A 19,606-nucleotide genomic window follows, 5' to 3' on the forward strand; every position below is an offset into this window, starting at 1 on the left:
CCTGCCCGCCTATCGCGACAGGCTCGACAGCCTCACCACCATCTTCGGCGAAGACCGGGTGATCTTCGGCAGCGACTATCCGCAGTCGGACAGCGTCGCTGCCCTGCCTCAGGTGGTGGGGCTGGCCCAGGCCTATGCTTCCGGCAAATCCAGCGCCGCGAAGGACAAGTTCTTTTTCCGGAACGCAAGGCGGGTCTACGCATTGCCAGCCCGCTGAGCATCAGCCCCCGGGGCAGGCGACCGCAGCCTTGTTCTCCACCAGACGGGCGTCCTGCAGATCCATATCCAGCTTGCCGTCCGTGCGCAGAGTCAGCAGCGGGCTGACGCTGTTGAAATCCGCGCCCTTGAAGCAGGGCAGCGGGATCTCGAAATGATTGGCCCCGGCATGCAGCATGGGGCCGATGGGAAGCGAGATGCCCCCCACCACCAGCTGCACCGGCGCGGAGGGTGCCTGCGCCACATCCAGCGTCAGGCTGACCATCATCGAGCCATTGGCCTCTCGCGAGAGATCGGATGGCGTGGCCGCCGCGATGCTGAAGCCGCCTGCGCTCTTGCCGCTCCACGCCAGATGGACGGCTTGCGGGTCGCGCGGGCTGGGGGTGGCGCCCGCGCTCACCGGCTTGCCGGCATAGGCAACCGAGGATACGCCCGCACCCTCCAGCTTCAGGCCATAACCGTTCCAGAAGGTGCCCTTGGTGAAATAAACGCCACGATCGCCATAGTTCACAGTGGAGGCCACCTCCGGCAGCAACGGGGTGCGGGCGGGAGCAGCATAGCTGAGGCCAAAGCCATAGGCGAATTGCGGATCATAACCCGCCTGCCCCACATTGAGCGGCGTCTGATCCGGGCGCTTGGGCCATGAGAAGCTGAGCTTGCCCCGGAAGTCATGGCGCGGCTTGCCGTCCTTCCCGGCGATCAGCACATCGGCCAACCCCGCACCCTCCGAGCCCGGCAGGAAGGCGGCGACAAAGGCATCGGCCTGGTTGATCTGCGGGTTCACATAGAGCGGCCTGCCGCTCAGCAGCACGGCCACGGTGGGCACGCCGCGCGCCTTCAGGCTTTTCAGCAGCGCAAGGCTTTCATTGTTACCGTGATGCAGCGCCACATCGGTCTGGTCGCCCATATATTCGGCATAAGGCGTCTCACCAAAGACCACGATGGCGACATCGGGCTTTGCGGTGAATGAACCATCCGGCGAGAGCGTCGCGCTGCCGCCCGCTGCCTCCACCGCCTGACGGATGCCGGTGTAAAGCGAGGTGGCGCCGGGGAATTCGCCCGGCCCATTGTCATTGCCCTGCCATGAGAGCGTCCAGCCGCCCGCCTGCATGGCAATGTTGTCGGCGCCCTCACCCGCGACCAGGATATGCGCGCCGGGGCGGATCGGCAGCAAAGCGCGGTTGTTCTTCAGCAGCACCAGCGATTCCCGCACCGCCTCGCGCGCCACTTCGCGATGATCGGGCGTGCCGAGGGGCTTGAGCGTGTTCGGGCGCTCTGCCGGGCTCGCTTCCTCGATGATCCCGGCGCGGAATTTGACGCGCAGCACGCGGCGCACGGCATCCTCCAGCCGGGCCATCGGGATCTCGCCCAACTGCACCTCGCGGATCATATTGCCGTAGAGCGCCTTCCAGTCGGTGGGCACGTTGAACACATCGACGCCCGCGTTGAAGGCAATCGAACAATCCGACAGCGTGCAGCCCGGGATCTGCGAATGAGCGTTCCAGTCGCCGATGATCAACCCATCGAAGCCCATGCGCATTTTCAGCACATCGGTCAGGAGCGCCTTGTTCTCATGCATCTTGGTGCCGTGCCAGCTGCTGTAGGAGGCCATCACCGTCTGCGCGCCCGCATCGATGGCCGAGACATAACCGGCGGCATCGACCTTGCTCAGCTCCTCTTCGGACACCAGCGAATTGCCCTGATCGCGGCCATTCTGAGTCGATCCGTCGCCCAGAAAGTGCTTGGCGGTGGCCAGCACATGGTCCTTGTTCAGGAAAGTCGCGCCCTTGCCTTCCAGCCCCTCCACGATGGCCCCGGCATATTGCGAGACGATCTTGGGGTCTTCGGAATAGCTTTCATAGGTGCGGCCCCAGCGGTCGTTACGGGCCACAGCGATGGTGGGGGCAAAGGCCCAGTCCATGCCGGTGGAGCGCACCTCTTCTGCCGTCACCGCGCCGATGCGGCGCAGCAGATCGGGATCATGCGCGGCGCCAAGGCCGATGTTATGCGGAAACAGCGTGGCGCCCAGCACATTGTTATGGCCATGCACCGCGTCAGACGCCCACATCAGCGGAATGCGCGTGGCGTGATTGGCGCGTGGATCGACCGAGGCCTGCCAATAGGCCTCGATCATATCCGTCCAGTCCTTCAGCGCGGCATGCTTGTTGCCCTGCGGGAAGGAGCCGCCGCCATTCTCGATGCTGCCGATATGGTAATCGCGCACCTCCTCGGGCGTGATCCAGCGGATTTCGGGCTGGAGCACCTGCCCCACCTTCTCCTCCAGAGTCATCTGCGCAATGATACCGCCGATCTTCGCCTCCATGGCCGGATCGAGCCCGATGGGCGAGCGCGCCTGAGGCCAGAGATCGGGGTGGACCGGCGTGGCGGCGGGACGCGGCGCGGGAGCCTGCGCATGGGCCGTGCCCGCGCAAAGGGCCAGCACCAGAGCAAGACGGGACGCAATGCGGGCGGGGCTGCTGGCCATGTTCAACTCTCTCCGGATGGGTGGGGCCTGTCTGGCCCGTTCTTGCGCTCGCCTAACATGGGCTGATGCAGCTTGCCTAGAGATGATGGCAACGTTGCCATACGAATTCTCACACCTACTTAACGATCCTGGGCGATTGCCTGAAACGCTGATCGCCGATATCAATGGCAACGTTACCACACAGGAGAATGCCGCGTGAAACTGTCGAGATCACTGGGAGAGGCCGAGGCGCGCATCGCGCTCGACGCCTGCCTGCAGGAGCTGCAACGCCGTGGCGACGATGCCGTGGTGGCCGTGGCCGACAATCACGGCGAGCTGCTGGCCCTGTGGCGCACCGATGGTTGCGGCCTGGCCCCGGTCGCCATCGCCCAGAACAAGGCCTATACCGCCGCGCGCCTGGGCCGCCCCACCGGCGATGTGGGGCGCGACACCAAATCCACCGGCGATGACGTGCATTACCACGGCGACGCGCGCTATGTCGGCTGGGACGGCGGCGTGCCGGTGCTTCATCAGGGAACCTGCCTTGGCGCGGTCGCGATCAGCGGCCTGTCGGGCGAGGAAGACCTTGCCATTGCCGATATCGGCGTTTCCGCCATTCTGAACCGACTGGATTGATCCTATGAACCCTCCCTACACCGCCGCCCCTACCCGCTATGAAAGCATGCCTTACCGCCGCTGCGGCCGCTCGGGCCTGAAGCTGCCCGCGATTTCGCTGGGTCTGTGGCAGAATTTCGGTGGTGACGATGTGTTCGAAAATGCCCGCGCCATGCTGCGCCATGCCTTCGACCATGGCATCACCCATTTCGACCTCGCCAACAATTACGGCCCGCCCTATGGTTCCGCCGAGGAAAACTTCGGCCGGGTGATGGCCACCGACTTCCGCGCCCATCGCGACGAGCTGGTGATCTCCACCAAGGCTGGCTGGGATATGTGGCCGGGGCCTTATGGCGATATCGGCGGCTCGCGCAAATATCTCATCGCCTCCTGCGACCAGAGCCTCAAGCGCATGGGGGTCGATTATGTCGACATCTTCTATTCGCACCGCGTCGATCCCGAAACGCCGCTGGAAGAGACCATGGGCGCGCTGGCCACGCTACATCAGCAGGGCAAGGCGCTGTATGTGGGCATTTCCAGCTACTCGCCCCAGCTGACGCGCCAGGCCGCCGCCATTCTGGCCGAGCACAAGGTGCCGCTGCTGATCCATCAGCCCAGCTATTCCATGCTCAACCGCTGGATCGAGGACGAACTGCTCGGCACGCTGGAGGATCTGGGCACCGGCTGCATCGCCTTTTCACCGCTGGCGCAAGGCATGCTGACCACCAAATATCTGAACGGCGTGCCCGAGGATGCGCGCGCCGCCAAAGCCGGATCGCTCAGCCAGTCGCTTATCACCCCCGACAACATCGAACGGATCAGGGCGCTGAACGAGATCGCCAAGGAGCGCGGCCAGACCTTGGCGCAGATGGCGATTGCCTGGGTGCTGCGCGATCCGCGCGTCACCTCCGCGCTGGTGGGCGCGCGCACCGTCGAGCAGCTGTCCGACACGCTGCGCTCGCTCGACAGGCTGGACTTCTCGCCGGAAGAACTGGCCCGGATCGACCGCCACGCGCAGGAGGGCAACATCGATCTGTGGAAGATTTCCTCCACGCTTTGACCCACAGGCCGGACGGATCATGCAAGCGATCCGTCCGGCCCATGGTTTAGATTGCCATCGCGCCCGGTTCGGCACATGAGGCGGCCCGCAATTGAGGAATGTGATGTGGCCAAACCCACGATCGTCCAGGTCGCCCGGCTTGCCGGCGTTTCAAACAGCACGGTCTCCCGCTGCCTGAACCAGCCGGAGAATGTGGACAAGAAGACGCTGGCCCGGGTGCGCAAGGTGATCGAGGACATCGGCTATCGCCCCAATCTGCTGGCCCAGAACTTCCGGCGCGGGCAGAGCGACATCGTGCTGGTGGTGGTCCATAATGTGGGCGCCAGCATCTTTTCCAACATTCTCGACGGCATACGCGGCGTGCTGGGCAGCCGCTTTTCGGTGATCCTGATGGAATCGCGCGCCGAGGCGCAGGGCCATGCCCGCTTTATCGATCTGCTGGTGGCCAAGCAGGTGGTGGGGGTCATCCTGCTCTGCGCCTCCCCCACCTTCGATCCTCGGCTGATCGGCGGCTTCGATCACCAGCCGCGCCTGCCAGTGGTGATCGGGCTGGAGCCGGTCAGCGCCGATCTGGCCGATCTGCCCAGCGTGCATATCGACAATCACCGCGCCGCCTTCGATGCCACCACCTATCTGCTCGATATGGGCCATCGCGAGATCGCCTTCATTTCCGGAGAGAAGGATTCGCCGATCACCCTCGACCGTGAGCGTGGTTTTGCCGAGGCCATGGCGCAGGCGGGCTGCGCCGCCCCCTCCGCGCGCATCCTGCATGGCGATCTGAGCATTCAGGGCGGCATCGCCGCAGCGCACCGCCTGCTTGGGCGCCCCGAACGCCCCACCGCCCTGTTCTGCGCCAATGACGATATCGCACTGGGCGCCATGAGCGTCGCGGCGCAACTGGGCATCAGCGTGCCGGAAGACCTCTCCGTGATGGGCTTCGACGATACGATCTATGCCGCCACCGCCAATCCGCCGCTTTCCACCGTGGCGCAACCCACGCGTGAGGTGGGGGAGCGCACGGCGAAGCAACTGCTGCACGCCCTCGACCATCCCGAGGATGCGGAGCAGCTGACGGAAATCCTGCCGCATCGCCTGATCATCCGCAAAAGCACCGCCCCGCTCCGCCAGAAGGGCAAAGCGTGACGCAAGCCTCGCCAACACCTTCGGGACAGCGCCTTGCCCTGCGCCCGCGCCGCCCGTCCGACGCCGAGGCGCTGTTCCCCACCATGGCCGATCCGGAGGCGATGCGCTGGTGGTCTCGCGCGCCCTTCGGGACTGTCGAGGACTTGCGCGAGACTTTCGCCCCGGACGATGCCTCGCACTGGCGCTCATGGGCGATCGTCAAGGCGGGCGAGGATCGGGCCATCGGCATGCTGTCCTCGGGCCGCAAGCGTGAAGGCGTGGCCGAGATCGGCTACCTGCTGGCCAAGGATGCGCAAGGCCATGGCTATGCGCGCGAAGCCCTCGCCCTGCTGATCGCGCAATTGTTCGCCGAAGGGCACAGGCGCATTTTCGCCGATGTCGATCCGGACAATCGGCCCTCGGTTGCGCTGCTCACCAGGCTGGGCTTCACGCTGGAGGGCCGCCTGCGGGCCGAATGGCACACCCATATCGGCCTGCGCGATTCCCTGATCTACGGCCTGCTGGCCGAGGAATGGTCTGCCCGAACCTGATTCGGTGCTCCACCCCCCGCTCCCCAGCCGAGCGCCTGCCCAAATGACGATACCGGTTTCCCGGCATGGGCAAGCTTGGCCTCACAAATCCTCTGCTTTGCTGTCACCGAGGAAATCGATCAGACAGATTTACACATAAAGGGCCGAATTATGCCCGATGGACAAATTTCTGTCTGACAGATATGAGGTCTCCAACAACCCCAATCATAACATCCACACCCAGAGAGATGCCTGATGAATGGAGCGGATTGCTACCTGATCGCGACCAGCTGTATCGGCATCGCCATCGCGATCCTGCTGATCGCCAGACTTGGCCTGCATCCCTTCATCGGCCTGCTGACCAGCGCCAGCGTGATCGGGCTTGCCTCTGCCCTCCACCCCGCACAGGTGATCGCCGATATCGAGAAAGGCTTTGCCGATATCCTTGGCAGCACCGGTTTGGTGGTGGCCCTCGGCCTTGGCCTCAGCGCGATCCTGCAGGTGTCGGGCGGCGCTCAGGCGCTGGCGAGCCGGGCCCTGCGCCTGACGGGCCAGCGCCATGCCGCGCTGGGCGGGCTGCTGGCCGCCTTTCTGATCGGCACGCCGCTGTTCTTCGAGACCGGCGTGATCCTGCTGCTGCCGGGGATCGCCGCCAGCATGAGCGGCTCGGGCGGAGATCGCAGGCTGCAATTGAAGGTGATGCTCTCCACGCTGGCTGGCCTGTCGGTGCTGCATGCGCTGGTGCCGCCTCATCCCGGCCCGCTGATCGCCATTCATGAGCTGCATGCCCAGCTTCTGCCGACAATGGGCTATGGCCTGCTGGCCGCCATCCCCACCGCGCTGATCGCCGGGCCGCTGCTGGCCCACTTCACCACCGCAAGGATCTCGCCTGAAACCGCGGGCATGGAGGTTCTGGCCCCGGCCCTTGAGGAAACGCCCCCGGTCTGGGCCGCGCTGGCCACGCTGCTGCTACCGGTGGCGCTGATCACTTCCGGCATGTGGCTGAAGCTGGGCGATATGGCCCCCGCATCGCAAACCGCGCAGATCATCCTGCTGGTCTCCGATCCGGCGATGGCCCTGCTCATCACCAACCTGCTGGCCCTGCCGCTGCTGCTGGGCAGGCAGATCGCCAATGCCGCGCTTCAGGCAACCATCTGGCGCGAGGCCATGATCCCGGCCGGCAGCACGCTGCTGAGCATTGGCGGCGGCGGCGCGCTCAAGCAGGTGCTGATCTCCATCGGCCTGCCCGCGCTGTTTTCGCGCCTCGCCGCGCTGGAGCTGATGTCGCCGCTGCTGGTGGCATGGCTGGTGGCCGCCGCCATCCGCGTGGCGACGGGATCGGCCACGGTCGCCACCATTTCGGCGTCGGGGATCATGGCGGGCGTGGTGGCGCATCAGGGCGTGGACCGCTCGCTCTTCGTGCTGGCCATCGGGGCGGGATCGGTGTTTCTCTCGCATGTCAACGATCCGGGGTTCTGGCTGGTGAAAAGCTTTCTGGGCACCTCGACGCGCGACACTTTCCGCACATGGTCGGTGCTGGAGACGGTCATTTCCATCATGGGCTTGCTGATCGTGCTGGCTCTGGCCATGGTGACATAGCCCATGACCCAGCCACCCAGACCGCGCCGCCTTGCCGATGAAGCTTATGCGGGCATCGTTCAGCTGATCGTCTCGGAAGACCTGCAGCTGGGCGCGCGCCTTCCCTCCGAAACCCATCTGGCCGAGCGGTTGGGCGTCTCGCGCGCGATCATCCGCGAGGCGCTGGCCCGCCTGCAATCGGACGGGCTGACACAGGCGCGGGTCGGTTCGGGCTCCTATGTCACGCGGCGGCCGGACCGGTTGCTGGCCCGGCACCTGCCCCTCGACGAGATCGCCGCAGCCTTCGGCACTTATGAGGTGCGCTTCGTCCTCGAACCGGAGGCCGCGCGCCTTGCCGCTTTGCGCCACGGGCTGGAGGATATGGCCGGGATCATGGCCTGCCTCGACGCCCTGAAACAAGCGCTGCTCTCCGGCCAGAGCGCCGATGGCGAGGATATGGCGCTGCATCGCGCGATCATGGTCGCCTCGGGCAACATCGCCTTTGTCGCGGCTTTCGATGCGCTGGCGCATGGCACCGGGCAGATCATGCGGGCGGGCGTGGACATTGCCCGCTCGCGCCCGCCCGAGATCATCCGCACCATGCTGAGCGAGCATGAGGAGATCGTGGAGGCCATCCATCTGCGTGACGGCGAACGCGCCGCGCTGACCATGCGCTGGCACCTGTCGCAAGGCCGCCGCCGCCTGACCCCCATTGCCTGAACGCTGTTCCTTCTGCAGGATAATCCGATGACCCCGAAGATCAAAAGCCTGATCGCCGCCCCCGCCATCACCATCGCCGCCATGGCCGCCATCGCCACGCCCGCCCTTGCCGCATCCGTGCCCCTGCTGATCGGCACCTACACCGGCGGCCAGAGCAAGGGCATCTACCTCTATCGTTTCGACGAGCAGACGGGGCGGATCGCCCCCACACCCGTGCAGATCACCCCGGCCGAGAACCCCTCATGGCTGACGCTGTCTCATGACCATCGCTTCCTCTATGCCGTCGATGAGAATGGCGAGGGGCAGCGCGATCCGGTGGGCCGCGTTTCCGCCTTTGCGCTGGATGCAACAACAGGGCGGCTGACCTTCCTCAACCGCACCTCCTCGCTGGGCAGCGAACCCACCCACGCCAGCCTGAGCAAGGATGGCAAGGCGCTGTTCGTGGCCAATTATGCGGTGTCGAGCGATCCGGGCGGCACGCTGGCCGTGCTGCCGGTGGCGGGTGATGGCCGGCTGCAACCGGTCACCCAGATCAAGACTCACCGCGCCAGCATGGTCAATCCCGAGCGGCAGGCCAGCCCCCATGTCCATTCGGCGGTGTCCTCGCCCGATGGCCGCTTCCTCTTCGCGCAGGATCTGGGGGCGGACCGGATCTATGTCTATCGCTACGACCCCGCCCGGCCCGAGGCACCGCTCTCCGCCGTGAAGGATCAGCCCTTTGTCGCGCTGCCCCCCGGCTCCGGCCCACGCCATCTGGTCTTTTCGCCCAACGGCAGGCAGGCCTATCTGACGCTGGAAATGGCAGGACAGGTCGCGGTGCTGGATTACGCCGAAGGACACCTGACGCTGCGCCAGACCCTGCCGCTGGCGCCCGCCGGTTTTCAGGGCAAGGTGGGCGCGGGCGCGCTTCACCTCTCGCCCGACGGGCGCTTCCTGACCGTGACCGATCGCGGAACGGACAATCAGCTGGTCAGCTTCGCCGTTTCGCCCACCGATGGCGCGCTGCGGCAGATCGACCGCCGCTCTGTCGAGGGCGAGGAGCCGCGCGAATTCGCCTTTTCCGATGATGGCCGCTTCGTGCTGGTCGCCAATCAGCACAGCCACGCCGTGGTGGTGCTGCGCCGCGCGCCCGAGACGGGCGTGATCGGCGAGACGGTGCAGACGCTGCCCATCGATCAGCCTTCGGACATCGTCATCGTGCAATAGGTCGGCGCGGGTGTCGCCTCTGGCTTTCACCCGGGATGGGGAAACCCATGCACTCAGCCGCGCGTCAGAGCCGCATCTGCTCACCCGGCCAGGCGCGGTTCGATCGCGTTCGCACGCCATGGACGGGAGGAATGACAGGTGACGGCAGGCTGATGCTCCATGGAACTGTCACACAGTAGATGTCGCTGGCATTTTGACCCGTAAAAGGCCCCATTGATTGGCGGGTGCTGAGCGAGATCATTTTCGTCAATCGGAGCGGGCTGCGCTGGGGTGAGATGGGCGTGTTCACCCGGATGATGGAAGGCCTGTCCGCCAAGAAAGCCGGAGCCCCTTGAGTTTCTTCATCACGGTCGGCCAGATCAGCGATTATACCGGCGCGGCGGCTTTGCTCGATGATTGACCCAAGGCACAGTGGATGCTCGCCGACCGGGGCTATGACGCCGAGTGGTTCCGGGACGCACTCGAGCAAAGGGGCATCAAGCCCTGCATTCCGGGCCGGAAATCGCTTTCCTTTCCAGTCAAATACGACAGACGCCGATACAAGCGCCGCAACCGCATCGAGATCATGTTTGGCCGCCTCAACGACTGGCGCCGCGTCGCGACCCGCTATGATCGCTGCGCCACCGCCTTCTTCTCCGCCCTTGCGCTCACCGCCACCGTGCCTTTCTCAGTGTGATTAGCGCGTCCTGAGCCTAACGATGGCTTCCTGTCTAGTGTCGATAAATTTACAACTCCGCGCGGCCGCAAGAGAATTTGCCACCAACTAGCTCAAGTAAACCTCTCACCCACGTATTTTAAATCCATCAAGACTTTCACAGTGGAAGCTCGTCTTCCAAGGGAGCAAGCAATCCTTCGATATCGGCCTCCTTGACGTCCGCGATTTGCGCCGGACACCACTCAGGCGCATGATCCTTATCAACCAAAATGGCCCGAACGCCCTCGACGAAATCATGGTTCTGCACGATGCGCACCGCAATCCGGTAATCATCCTGCAGGACGCGCTCGATCGTTTGCCCGGCGCCATCGATCATGCGCTGCCACGTCACTTTCAGGCTCGTCGGGGAGGCGCGTTCCAGAACGCCGGCCGCCTCGGCAACCCATATCTCCGAAGGCGCTTCCGCCCTGATGCCTTCGACCAGCAGGTCAAGGTCGCTCACGCCGAACAGCCGGTCGATGTCAGCGATCCGCGCGGCGAGCGCCCCTTGCTCAGGCACTGTGGCATGGCGCGCGATGATGGCCTCCAGCACGGCTTCGTCAATCCTGAGCATGCCGACAAGATCAGCGATCAGAGCCGGAAAGGACGTGCCCGGCACATGATGCGTGGCCAAACCCGCCGCCAAGGCATCGGCCGCGCCGATCTGCGGACCGATCAGCGCCAGATAGCGCCCCACCGCACCGGGGCAGCGATGCAGGAACCATGTGCCCCCCACATCCGGGAACAGGCCCAGCACGGTTTCAGGCATGGCCATCCGGACCGTCTCGCTGACGATGCGGTGGGAACCATGGATGGACAGGCCGAGGCCACCGCCCATGGCAATTCCGTTGATCAAGGCGATGTAAGGCTTGGGAAAGCGGTTGATGCGGTGATTGAGGCGATATTCGGTGCCGAAGAAGGCGCGCGCCAGCGCCTCCCGCTCGCCAGCCTCGGGCAGGATCCCGATCGAGCGAACATCCCCGCCCGCACAAAAGGCCCGCTCGACCGCGCTGCGGATCAGCACCGCATCGATCGCAGGATCGGTTTCCCACCCCGCCAGCACCGCATCGATTTGCTCGACCATCGCCAGATTCAACGCATTCAGCGCCTTGGGACGGTTGAGCGTGATGATCCCCAGCCGCCCTTCGACAGCCGATTGCACCAGATCTTCAGCCATGATTGCCCCCTTATTTCAGCGTCGGCATGACGAATTCCGCGCCCGAGCGGATGCCTTTGGGCCAGCGCAACGTTGCCGTTTTCAGGCGGGTGTAGAAACGGACACCCTCGGGCCCATGCATGTGGTGGTCGCCAAACAACGATCGCTTCCAGCCGCCAAAAGAATGGAAGGCCATCGGCACGGGGATCGGCACATTCACCCCGACCATCCCCGCGCGCACCTGGCTCAGGAAAGCCTGGGCGGTGTCTCCGTCGCGCGTGAACAGGGCCGTGCCATTGCCGAATTCATGCGTGTTGATGAGATCCAGCGCCTCATCGAAGCTCTCCGTCCGCACCACGGAGAGCACCGGGCCGAAAATTTCCTCGCGATAGATGCGCATCTCGGGCGTCACCCGGTCGAACAGCGTGCCGCCGACGAAGAAGCCTTGCTCATAACCCTGGATCCTGAGATCGCGCCCATCGACCACCAGCTGCGCGCCCTCGGCAAGGCCGGTGTCGATGTAGCCAAGCACCTTGTCGGCATGCTCGCGCGTCACCAGCGGGCCCATTTCGGCCTCCGGATCGGTGCCCGGGCCGACCTTGAGCTGGCGCACCCTGGGCGCCAGCTTCTCGATCAGCGCATCGGCGGTGGCCTGCCCCACCGGCACCGCAACCGAAATCGCCATGCAGCGTTCGCCCGCCGAACCGTAAGCCGCGCCCATCAGCGCATCGACCGCCTTGTCGAGATCGGCGTCGGGCATCACGATCATGTGGTTCTTCGCGCCGCCCAGCGCCTGCACGCGCTTGCCCGCAGCCGTGCCCCGGCGATGGACATATTCGGCAATCGGCGTGGAGCCCACGAAAGACACCGCCTCGACGCCCGGGTGATCGAGCAGCGCATCCACCACCGGCTTGCCGCCATGCACCACCTGGAACAGCCCATCGGGCAAGCCCGCCCTGGCCAGCAGAGCGGCCATTTCATTGGCCAGGCTGGGATCACGCTCGGAGGGCTTCAGAATAAAGGCGTTGCCGCAGGCCAGCGCCACCGGGAACATCCACATCGGCACCATCGCCGGAAAGTTGAACGGCGTGATCCCGGCCACCACACCCAGCGGCTGGCGGAACGATACGGCATCGATGCTGTTGCCCACCTGCTCGGAGAATTCACCCTTGAGCACCTGCGGGATACCGCAGGCGAACTCGACCACTTCGAGGCCCCGGATCAACTCCCCCTTGGCGTCGGAATGCACCTTGCCATGCTCGGCGGTGATCATCGCCGCCAGCCGGTCGAGATCGCGTTCGATCAGGTCGCGGAAGCGGAACAGCACGCGGGCGCGGACATGCGGGGGGGTGGCGGCCCAGGCCGGAAAAGCATCGAGCGCCGCCTTGACCGCAGCGTTAACCTCCGTGGCACCGCCCAGAGCAAGCTGCGCGCTGACCTCACCGGTCGCCGGGTTGAACACGGCGGATTGGGTTTCGGGGGTCATGGACGCGCGGCCCCGGATAACGTGATCGATAAAAGCAAGATCGGGCACGGAAAACTCCTGCAAAAAGAAAGGGAAATGTGTCAGGCCCAGGCTTCGCGGTAGAGCGTCTGGATCGCCTCGGCATCGGGAACGCGGGGGTTGTTGCCGGGCGAGCCCGAGGCCAGCGCCTGCTCCGCCATCAGGGGCAGCAGCTGGGTCCAGCGCGCCTCATCGATGCCATAGCTTTTGGGCGTGGGGACCGAGAGATCGCGGTTCACATCGCGCAACGCCTCGACCAGACGGCTGACCGCCGCCTGATCGCCCTCGCCCGCTTCGGCAAGGCCCATGGCGCGGGCGCAATCGGCATAGCGGGTGAGCGCCGCAGGTGCCGACCACGCCGTAACGGCAGGCAGCAGCATCGCGTTCGACAGGCCATGCGCCACATGGAAATGTGCGCCGATCGGGCGGCTCATGCCATGCACCAGCGCGACCGAAGCGTTGGAAAAGGCGATCCCGGCCTGCAGCGAACCGACCATCATCGCCTCGCGCGCGGCGCGATCATCCGGCGCTTCGCAAACGCGGCGCAGGTTGGGCCAGATGGCGCGCATCGCGGCCATCGCCATGCCATCGGAAAACGGGTTGGCGAGTTTCGAGACATAGGCCTCGATGGCATGCGTCAGCGCATCGATCCCGGTGTCGGCGGTGAGGCGCAGCGGCTTGGTGAGCGTCAGTTCGTAATCGACGATGGCCAGCGTGGGCAGATAGGCCAGCCCGGCGCAGAGCATCTTCTCGTCATTGGTTTCGTCGGTGATGATGGTGAAGCGCGTCGCTTCCGATCCGGTGCCCGCCGTGGTGGGAATGGCGATGATCGGCAGACCGGGTGCATTTTCCTGATGCGGCGCCTTGCGCTCGCGCATCGTGCCGCCCCGCGCGACGAGGATGGAGACCGCCTTGGCCGTGTCGATGGGGCTGCCGCCGCCAAAGCCGATGATGCAATCATGCACGCCCGCCGCCACGAAAGCGACCGCCGCATCGACCGAGGCCACGGTGGGATCGGGGATCACCTCGCCATAGGCCCGCGCCGTCATCCCGGCTTCCGTCAGGACAGCCAGCAGCCGGTCCAGCGCGCCCGAACCGGCCAGAAAGGCATCGGTGAGGATCGCCGGTGCCCTCAGCCCCAACTGGGCGAGGGCGGCGGGCAGTTCGTTGAGCGCGCTCGCGCCGATCCGCATGGCGCGCGGCAGGAAAATGGCGGACATGAATGGCCTCTCCTTGTTTCCGGCCTCTGGGCGCCGGATGACGTCTGGTAGCATCGGCAGTTCGGCACGAATATGAGAGAGTTTGCGCAAATTCTGTGCAATAATGCACAGATGATGACGCAACCTTTCAACTGGAACGACCTTCGCTTCTTTCTGGCCGTGGCGCGCTCACGCACGATCTCGCTGGCGGGGCGGCGGACAGGCACCGATCATGCCACGGTGGGCCGCCGCATCAGCGCGCTGGAAGCTTCGCTGGGGCTCAAGCTGTTCGAGCGCAATCCGCGCGGCTACAACCTCACCCAGCACGGCGAGACCTTGCTGAGCATGGCAAGCGCCATGGAAGCCGAAGCTGTCAGGATCGAGGAAACCGCCGCCGGGCAGCAACAGGGGCTGACCGGCGCCATCCGGATCAGCACGCCCGAAGGCTTCGGCAATTTCTTTCTGGCCTCGCGGATCGGCGCGCTGGCGGCGGCCCATCCCCGGCTTGCGGTGGAGATGATCACGATCCAGCAGATCGTCGCGCTGTCGCGCCGCGAGGCGGATGTGGCGATCACCATGACCCTGCCGCCCAACGGCAATTTCGTCGAGGAGCGCCTGACCGATTACCGGCTTTATGTCTATGGATCGCGGTCCTACCTCGCTTCGGCCGCTCCGATCCGCTCCCGCGAGGATCTGGGAGATCACATGTTCATCGGCTATGTCGACGATCTGATCTTCACGCGCGCGCTGAACTATCTTCCGGAGATCCGGCCGCATTTGCGGCCGCGCATCCAGAACAGCAGCCTTCACGCCCAGCTGGCCGCCACGGTGGCGGGCTTCGGTCTATGCGTGTTACCCGCCTATGTCGCACGGACGGCGCCCGATCTGGTGCCGGTGCTGCCCGAGGAGGTCTCGCTCACCCGGACCTACTGGATGGTCGCCGATGCCGATATGGCGGAAACCGCGCAGGTGCGGCTGACGCAGCGCTTCCTGCGCGGCCTGTTGGAGGAGGCGGGACCGTTCTTCGACGGGCTTGCACCTCCTGCCTGACGTCAGAAGGACACCTGATCCGCGCCTTTGAGTTCCAGAATGTCGCGCGCCTCATCGGGCGTGGCGACGGACAGGCCCAGCCCCTCGATGATCTGGCGTACCCTGGTGACCTGCTCGGCGTTGGAGCGCGCCAGTTCGCCCGGCCCGATCCACAGGCTGTCTTCCAGCCCGACGCGAACATGACCTCCCATCGCCGCCGACATGGCCGCGATCTGCATCTGCATCCGGCCCGCCCCCAGCACCGACCAGCGCAAATCGTCACCCAGCAGGCGCGTGGCCGTGCGGTGCATATGCTGGATGTCTTCTGGATGCTGGCCGATCCCGCCCAGAATGCCGAACACACTCTGGACGAAGAAGGGCGGCTTCACCAGGCCACGGTCGATGAAATGGGCCAGATTGTAGAGATGCCCGATGTCATAGCATTCGAACTCGAAGCGGGTTCCGGCCTCACCGCATTGCTCAAGAGCATAGGCGATGTCCCTGAAGGTGTTGCGGAAAATCAGATCATCCGAGTTTTCAAGGTAAGGCTTCTCCCAATCATGCTTGAAGTCCCTGAACCGTTTCAGCATCGGGAACAGCCCGAAGTTGATCGACCCCATGTTGAGGCTGGCAACCTCCGGGCGCAGTTGGGCAGCGGGCCTGATCCGCTCCTCCACCAGCATCGCCGGATTGCCGCCACTGGTGAGGTTGATCACCACATCGCTGGCCTGGCTGATCGTCTTGAGGAAAGGCAGGAAGGCCTCGGGCCGCTGATCGGGCTTGCCGGTTTCCGGATCACGCGCGTGGAGGTGGACGATGGCCGCCCCGGCCTCCGCCGCTTGCAGAGCGGACTGGCCGATCTCCTCCGGCGTGACCGGCAGATGGGGCGACATCGACGGGGTGTGGATGGCGCCGGTGATGGCACAGGATATGATCACTTTGCGGGGGTGTATCTTGCGGGCGGTCATCATCATTCTCACTTGCAGCGACGGAAAAACGGACAAGGCAGCCTCTCATCGCCGCACAGTTCAACGACACCGTGCAACGATGAGAGGCCGATGAAGGTCAGAAGAGATTGTATTGCGCGCTGAGCACGATGCGGTTCATCACGCCGTGATCGCCGATGCCCGCCTGCCGGTTGGCATCGGTCTGCCCGTGCAGCCCGAGATAGCCATGGACATATTCGATACCGAAGCCGAGCTGCGGCAAGGGGCTCCAGATCACATTGGCGTGAACGGTCGAGAGCCGGTCGGGATAGTTGATCGGCGTGGTGCCATCCGCCGTGCCCATATGCTCATAGGCCACGGTCAGGTTGGAGCGGATCGTCTTGCTCCAATAGTGGCGGTACCAGGCGCTGCCGCCATAGGTGAAGATGGTGCGCATCCGGCCATCGCGGTCAAGCACCGCACCATTGCCCGGATTGGAATTGACCGCGCCATAGGGGGCGACGCCGATGGCGAAGGCTTCATCCTGCGGGATCATCATATAGCGGCCGATGCCCGGCCCGCCATTGGCCTGCAGCGTGAAACTGTCTTCCCCGAAGGTCTTGAGCTTCGCATCGAGCTGGCCTCCGAAGGCCCAGGTCGAAGCCTTGCCGGCATAGTTGAAACCGCCCTGCCGGTCGATGAAGGCCAGCGATGAGCCGCCGGTGTCCAGATTGATGTTGCGCGCCACACCCGCCGCCGAGATACGCAGGCGGTCATTCTTCCAGGTGTAGCGGGCCAGAATGTCCGGCACCTGATTGAGCACGCGGGTGCTGAGCGTCGAACCGACGGGAATGTTCGCGGTGTGATCGGCACCGAGGAAATCGCCCTCGGGATTTTCCAGGCTGACGGTCAACTGCGAGCGCTTGCCCAGATTTTTCTGATAGCGGATCAGCGGCTGCCGGATGGCATAGGCATTGCCGACGGGGCCGGTCATGTCCAGCGTTTCCGGGCTGGCGTCGAGGTCGAAAAAGGTCGACCAGGTCTGGCCGATGGTGACATTGCCCAGCGAGAAATAGGCATGCCGCAAACGCAGCGCCGCCGAATTGGTAAGCAGCGCCGTGCCGCCCGTGCCGTAGAAATCGCCTTCGAGGAAGGAGCGCAGCACGCCGAATTTGGTGGGGGTCTCGCTGCCGATGCTGAAGCGCGTCTGCCGCGCGGTCATCGAGAAGCTGTGCTGGCGGGCGGCCTGTGTGGTGCCCGACAGCGGGATCGAGACGCCATCGGTCGGCCAGCCGTTCAGATTGGCGCCGGACAGATCGTCGAAGGCATCGATCTTGATGAGGCCTCCGATGTGGATCGTGGTGTCGAGCCCCGGCACCAGAAAACTGGCGCCCTTGCCCGGCGCCCTGGGATCATTCCTGAAATAGGGATTGGGCGCGATGGTGCCCGGCGGGGCCGTGGTCACATCGGCTGCCGCGACCTGAGCGGAGGGGATCGGGCGGTCGGACGAGGCTGCCGGAGCAGGGCTGCCCTGCGTGGCCTGATGGGCCGCAAGCCGGGTTTGTTGCGATGCTCCCTGGGCGGGCACACCTGTTGGCGCGGCTGTCGCCTGTGCCGCAGGGGTGCGGGCCGATGCGGCGCGGGCCGCCTCGCTTTCCGCGAGCCGCTTTTCCAGCTCCGTCTGATGGGCCTGCATCTGCTTCATGGCGTCGGTCAAGGCTGTCAGCTGGGCCCGCATCTCGCTGATATCATCGCCATGGGCGACGCCGGGAAGCATCGTCATGACCATCACAGCCGCCAGGGACCGCATTGCCAGAATCGTCTTCTTTGTCATGGCACCCTCCTCTCGATCGACCCTGCACTCGGCGCACATCGGGCCATTCCGGAGGTCTACCGACCTTCCGGCTCTTGTTGTCGGTGGCGAAGCGGTTGTTTGGCCAGCCGCTTCAACTGTCTGGATATTTTGCCGTTCAGCTCCTGCTGGGCTTGGCCATATAGGCGGCCTTCTCCGCGTCCGTGGCCGGTACAAGGTCGGGCGCTTCCCGCAGGTCACGGCCGCGCGTCTCGGGCAGCAGCACAATGGCGATCACGACGAAGATATAGGCGCTGCAAGCGATCACCGCGATCGCATCGCGCAGCATGAACAGGCCGCCCTCGCCGCTCAACATGCCCACCACGGTCGGGAAGAAGGCCCCCACACCGCGACCGAAATTATAGGAGAAGCCCTGCCCGGTCGCCCGGATCGCGCTGGGGAACAGTTCGGTGAAATAGGGGCCCAGGGCGCTGTAGATGCCCAGGCTGGCGAAACCAAGCAGGAAATCCAGCAGATAGAGCCCGCCCTGACCGCTGGGGATATAGAGGAAGGCGGGAATCGCGATCCAGTTGGCCAGCGTGAAGATCAGGAAGTTGCGACGGCGGCCGATGGCGTCGCAGAGATAGGCCGCGGTCAGAAAGCCGACGAACGATCCGAAGGTGAAGATGAACATGTTGTAGCCGACCTGCACCGTGGTCAGCCCATGCGCTGTCTTGAGCAGCGTGGGCAGCCAGATGCCCACCGCGAAACCGCCTGCCTGCACCCCCAGCGCCAGAATGGCCGTCAGCACCGTCACCTTGAGCACGCTGGGATGGAAGATCATGAAGGGGCTGGCATGTTCGGCGCCTTTGGCGGCGCGGGCCCGCTTGGCTTCGAGATAGACGGCAGGCTCCTTAACACCGCGCAGCGCCAGAAAGACGAAGATCGCGGGCGAGACGCCCAGCCAGAACATCCAGCGCCAGGCCGATTCCGCCGCCATCAGCCCGAACAGCACCGAGGACATGATCGCGGCGATAGCATAGCCGATGGCATAGGCGCTCTGCACCGTGCCGACCGCCTTGCCGCGATACTCCGGACGAATGATCTCGCCCATCAGCACCGCACCGGCGGCCCATTCACCGCCGAAGCCGATCCCCGACAGCACGCGGGCGATGAAGAGATGCTCGAAGGAATTGGCAAAGCCGCACAGGATGGTGAAAACCAGAAACCAGGCGATGGCCAGCTTCATCACCCGCACCCGGCCGATACGATCGCACAGCATGCCCGCGATCCAGCCCCCCACCGCCGAGGAAATGAGCGCCCCCGTGCCCAGCAGCCCGGCTTGCGCCTTGGTCAATTGCCACGCCGCGATCAGCGTGGGGATGAGAAAGCTGTAGATCTGCGTGTCGAGCGCATCCACCGCCCAGCCGCCGAAGCAGGCATAAAGGGTGCGTTTCTCGTCGCCTTCAAGGTTTCGGAACCAGTCAAACATTGTTCAATCCTCTCCCCCGATGTGTCCTCTGGCCATCTGCGTCTCTTTGGACGTCCGATGGCGGCAAACAGATCGGGGGCCAGCTGGCCCCCGATCACCCCGCGCCGATTTAAGGTTCGATGGCGGCCAGATCGGCGGCCACTTGCCTGGCCTTGCCCAGCATCATGCCCTGATCCGAACCACAGACGAAAACCGTGATGCCCATCGCGATCATATCCGCGATGCTGTCCGTGTTGGGCACGAAAAGCCCGACCGTGCGGCGATGGCGCCGCCCCGCCTCGGCAATCGCGCGGATTGCCTCGG

At 64.9% G+C, this 19,606-nt stretch carries 16 protein-coding genes and 2 pseudogenes; 10 read left to right on the forward strand and 8 right to left on the reverse strand.

Going from position 1 to position 19,606, the window contains the following annotated elements; all coding sequences use genetic code 11:
* The coding region (locus SR3_RS27695) for an amidohydrolase family protein (protein WP_169805726.1) at nt 1-217 on the forward strand (217 nt) is incomplete at its 5' end.
* A 3-nt stretch (nt 218-220) separates the two neighbouring features.
* Here SR3_RS27695 and SR3_RS27700 read toward each other — a convergent pair.
* Nucleotides 221-2,701, reverse strand: coding sequence for a glycoside hydrolase family 3 protein (locus SR3_RS27700; RefSeq protein ID WP_068093786.1), 2,481 nt, complete (start codon nt 2,699-2,701; stop codon nt 221-223).
* A gap of 195 nt (nt 2,702-2,896) precedes the next feature.
* On the opposite strand from SR3_RS27700, the gene SR3_RS27705 reads away from it, so the two are divergent.
* The 8 genes and pseudogenes from SR3_RS27705 to SR3_RS27740 all read left to right on the forward strand — a co-directional run.
* Complete coding sequence (locus SR3_RS27705) at nt 2,897-3,316, forward strand: GlcG/HbpS family heme-binding protein (protein WP_068093760.1); 420 nt, start codon at nt 2,897-2,899, stop codon at nt 3,314-3,316.
* A gap of 4 nt (nt 3,317-3,320) precedes the next feature.
* Nucleotides 3,321-4,355 (forward strand): L-glyceraldehyde 3-phosphate reductase, encoded by a 1,035-nt coding sequence (gene mgrA, locus SR3_RS27710; RefSeq protein ID WP_068093762.1) that lies wholly within the window; start codon nt 3,321-3,323, stop codon nt 4,353-4,355.
* Between the two features lie 105 nt (nt 4,356-4,460).
* The gene (locus SR3_RS27715; RefSeq protein ID WP_068093764.1) at nt 4,461-5,498 is read left to right on the forward strand and encodes a LacI family DNA-binding transcriptional regulator; all 1,038 of its coding nucleotides are present in this window, start codon (nt 4,461-4,463) and stop codon (nt 5,496-5,498) included.
* The gene (locus tag SR3_RS27720; RefSeq protein ID WP_068093766.1) at nt 5,495-6,028 is read left to right on the forward strand and encodes a GNAT family N-acetyltransferase; all 534 of its coding nucleotides are present in this window, start codon (nt 5,495-5,497) and stop codon (nt 6,026-6,028) included. The genes SR3_RS27715 and SR3_RS27720 overlap by 4 nt, the downstream gene beginning before the upstream one ends.
* 234 nt (nt 6,029-6,262) lie before the next feature.
* The gene (locus SR3_RS27725; protein WP_068093768.1) at nt 6,263-7,606 is read left to right on the forward strand and encodes a GntP family permease; all 1,344 of its coding nucleotides are present in this window, start codon (nt 6,263-6,265) and stop codon (nt 7,604-7,606) included.
* 3 nt (nt 7,607-7,609) lie between these two features.
* The gene (locus tag SR3_RS27730; protein ID WP_068093769.1) at nt 7,610-8,305 is read left to right on the forward strand and encodes a FadR/GntR family transcriptional regulator; all 696 of its coding nucleotides are present in this window, start codon (nt 7,610-7,612) and stop codon (nt 8,303-8,305) included.
* Nucleotides 8,306-8,332: 27 nt separating this feature from the next.
* On the forward strand, nt 8,333-9,511 hold the full coding sequence (locus SR3_RS27735) for a lactonase family protein (RefSeq protein WP_174549210.1): 1,179 nt from the start codon (nt 8,333-8,335) through the stop codon (nt 9,509-9,511).
* Nucleotides 9,512-9,726: 215 nt separating this feature from the next.
* Nucleotides 9,727-10,187 (forward strand): annotated as a pseudogene (locus SR3_RS27740) (IS5 family transposase); the annotation flags it as partial.
* A 136-nt stretch (nt 10,188-10,323) separates the two neighbouring features.
* On the opposite strand, the gene SR3_RS27745 reads toward SR3_RS27740, so the two are convergent.
* From SR3_RS27745 to SR3_RS27755, 3 genes are read right to left on the reverse strand one after another with little or no spacing between them, the layout of a single operon-like run.
* A complete protein-coding gene (locus tag SR3_RS27745) occupies nt 10,324-11,382 on the reverse strand; it encodes an enoyl-CoA hydratase/isomerase family protein (RefSeq protein WP_068093771.1) in 1,059 nt (352 codons plus the stop codon).
* Nucleotides 11,383-11,392: 10 nt separating this feature from the next.
* Nucleotides 11,393-12,895 (reverse strand): CoA-acylating methylmalonate-semialdehyde dehydrogenase, encoded by a 1,503-nt coding sequence (locus SR3_RS27750; RefSeq protein WP_407668220.1) that lies wholly within the window; start codon nt 12,893-12,895, stop codon nt 11,393-11,395.
* Between the two features lie 32 nt (nt 12,896-12,927).
* Nucleotides 12,928-14,085, reverse strand: coding sequence for an iron-containing alcohol dehydrogenase (locus SR3_RS27755; protein ID WP_068093776.1), 1,158 nt, complete (start codon nt 14,083-14,085; stop codon nt 12,928-12,930).
* 111 nt (nt 14,086-14,196) lie between these two features.
* Here SR3_RS27755 and SR3_RS27760 point away from each other — a divergent pair, with 111 nt between their 5' ends.
* A complete protein-coding gene (locus tag SR3_RS27760; RefSeq protein ID WP_245654135.1) occupies nt 14,197-15,114 on the forward strand; it encodes a LysR family transcriptional regulator in 918 nt (305 codons plus the stop codon).
* 2 nt (nt 15,115-15,116) lie between these two features.
* On the opposite strand, the gene SR3_RS27765 is transcribed toward SR3_RS27760, so the two are convergent.
* The 4 genes and pseudogenes from SR3_RS27765 to SR3_RS31990 all read right to left on the reverse strand — a co-directional run.
* Nucleotides 15,117-16,061: a BKACE family enzyme gene (locus SR3_RS27765; RefSeq protein WP_068093780.1), complete on the reverse strand. Its 945-nt coding sequence runs from the start codon at nt 16,059-16,061 to the stop codon at nt 15,117-15,119.
* Between the two features lie 97 nt (nt 16,062-16,158).
* A complete protein-coding gene (locus tag SR3_RS27770) occupies nt 16,159-17,853 on the reverse strand; it encodes a DcaP family trimeric outer membrane transporter (RefSeq protein WP_169805727.1) in 1,695 nt (564 codons plus the stop codon).
* Nucleotides 17,854-17,989: 136 nt separating this feature from the next.
* On the reverse strand, nt 17,990-19,303 hold the full coding sequence (locus SR3_RS27775; protein ID WP_084455994.1) for an MFS transporter: 1,314 nt from the start codon (nt 19,301-19,303) through the stop codon (nt 17,990-17,992).
* Between the two features lie 109 nt (nt 19,304-19,412).
* Nucleotides 19,413-19,606: pseudogene (locus tag SR3_RS31990) on the reverse strand (hypothetical protein); the annotation flags it as partial.

Source organism: Novosphingobium rosa NBRC 15208, from assembly GCF_001598555.1.
GTDB classification, from domain to species: Bacteria; Pseudomonadota; Alphaproteobacteria; order Sphingomonadales; family Sphingomonadaceae; genus Novosphingobium; species Novosphingobium rosa.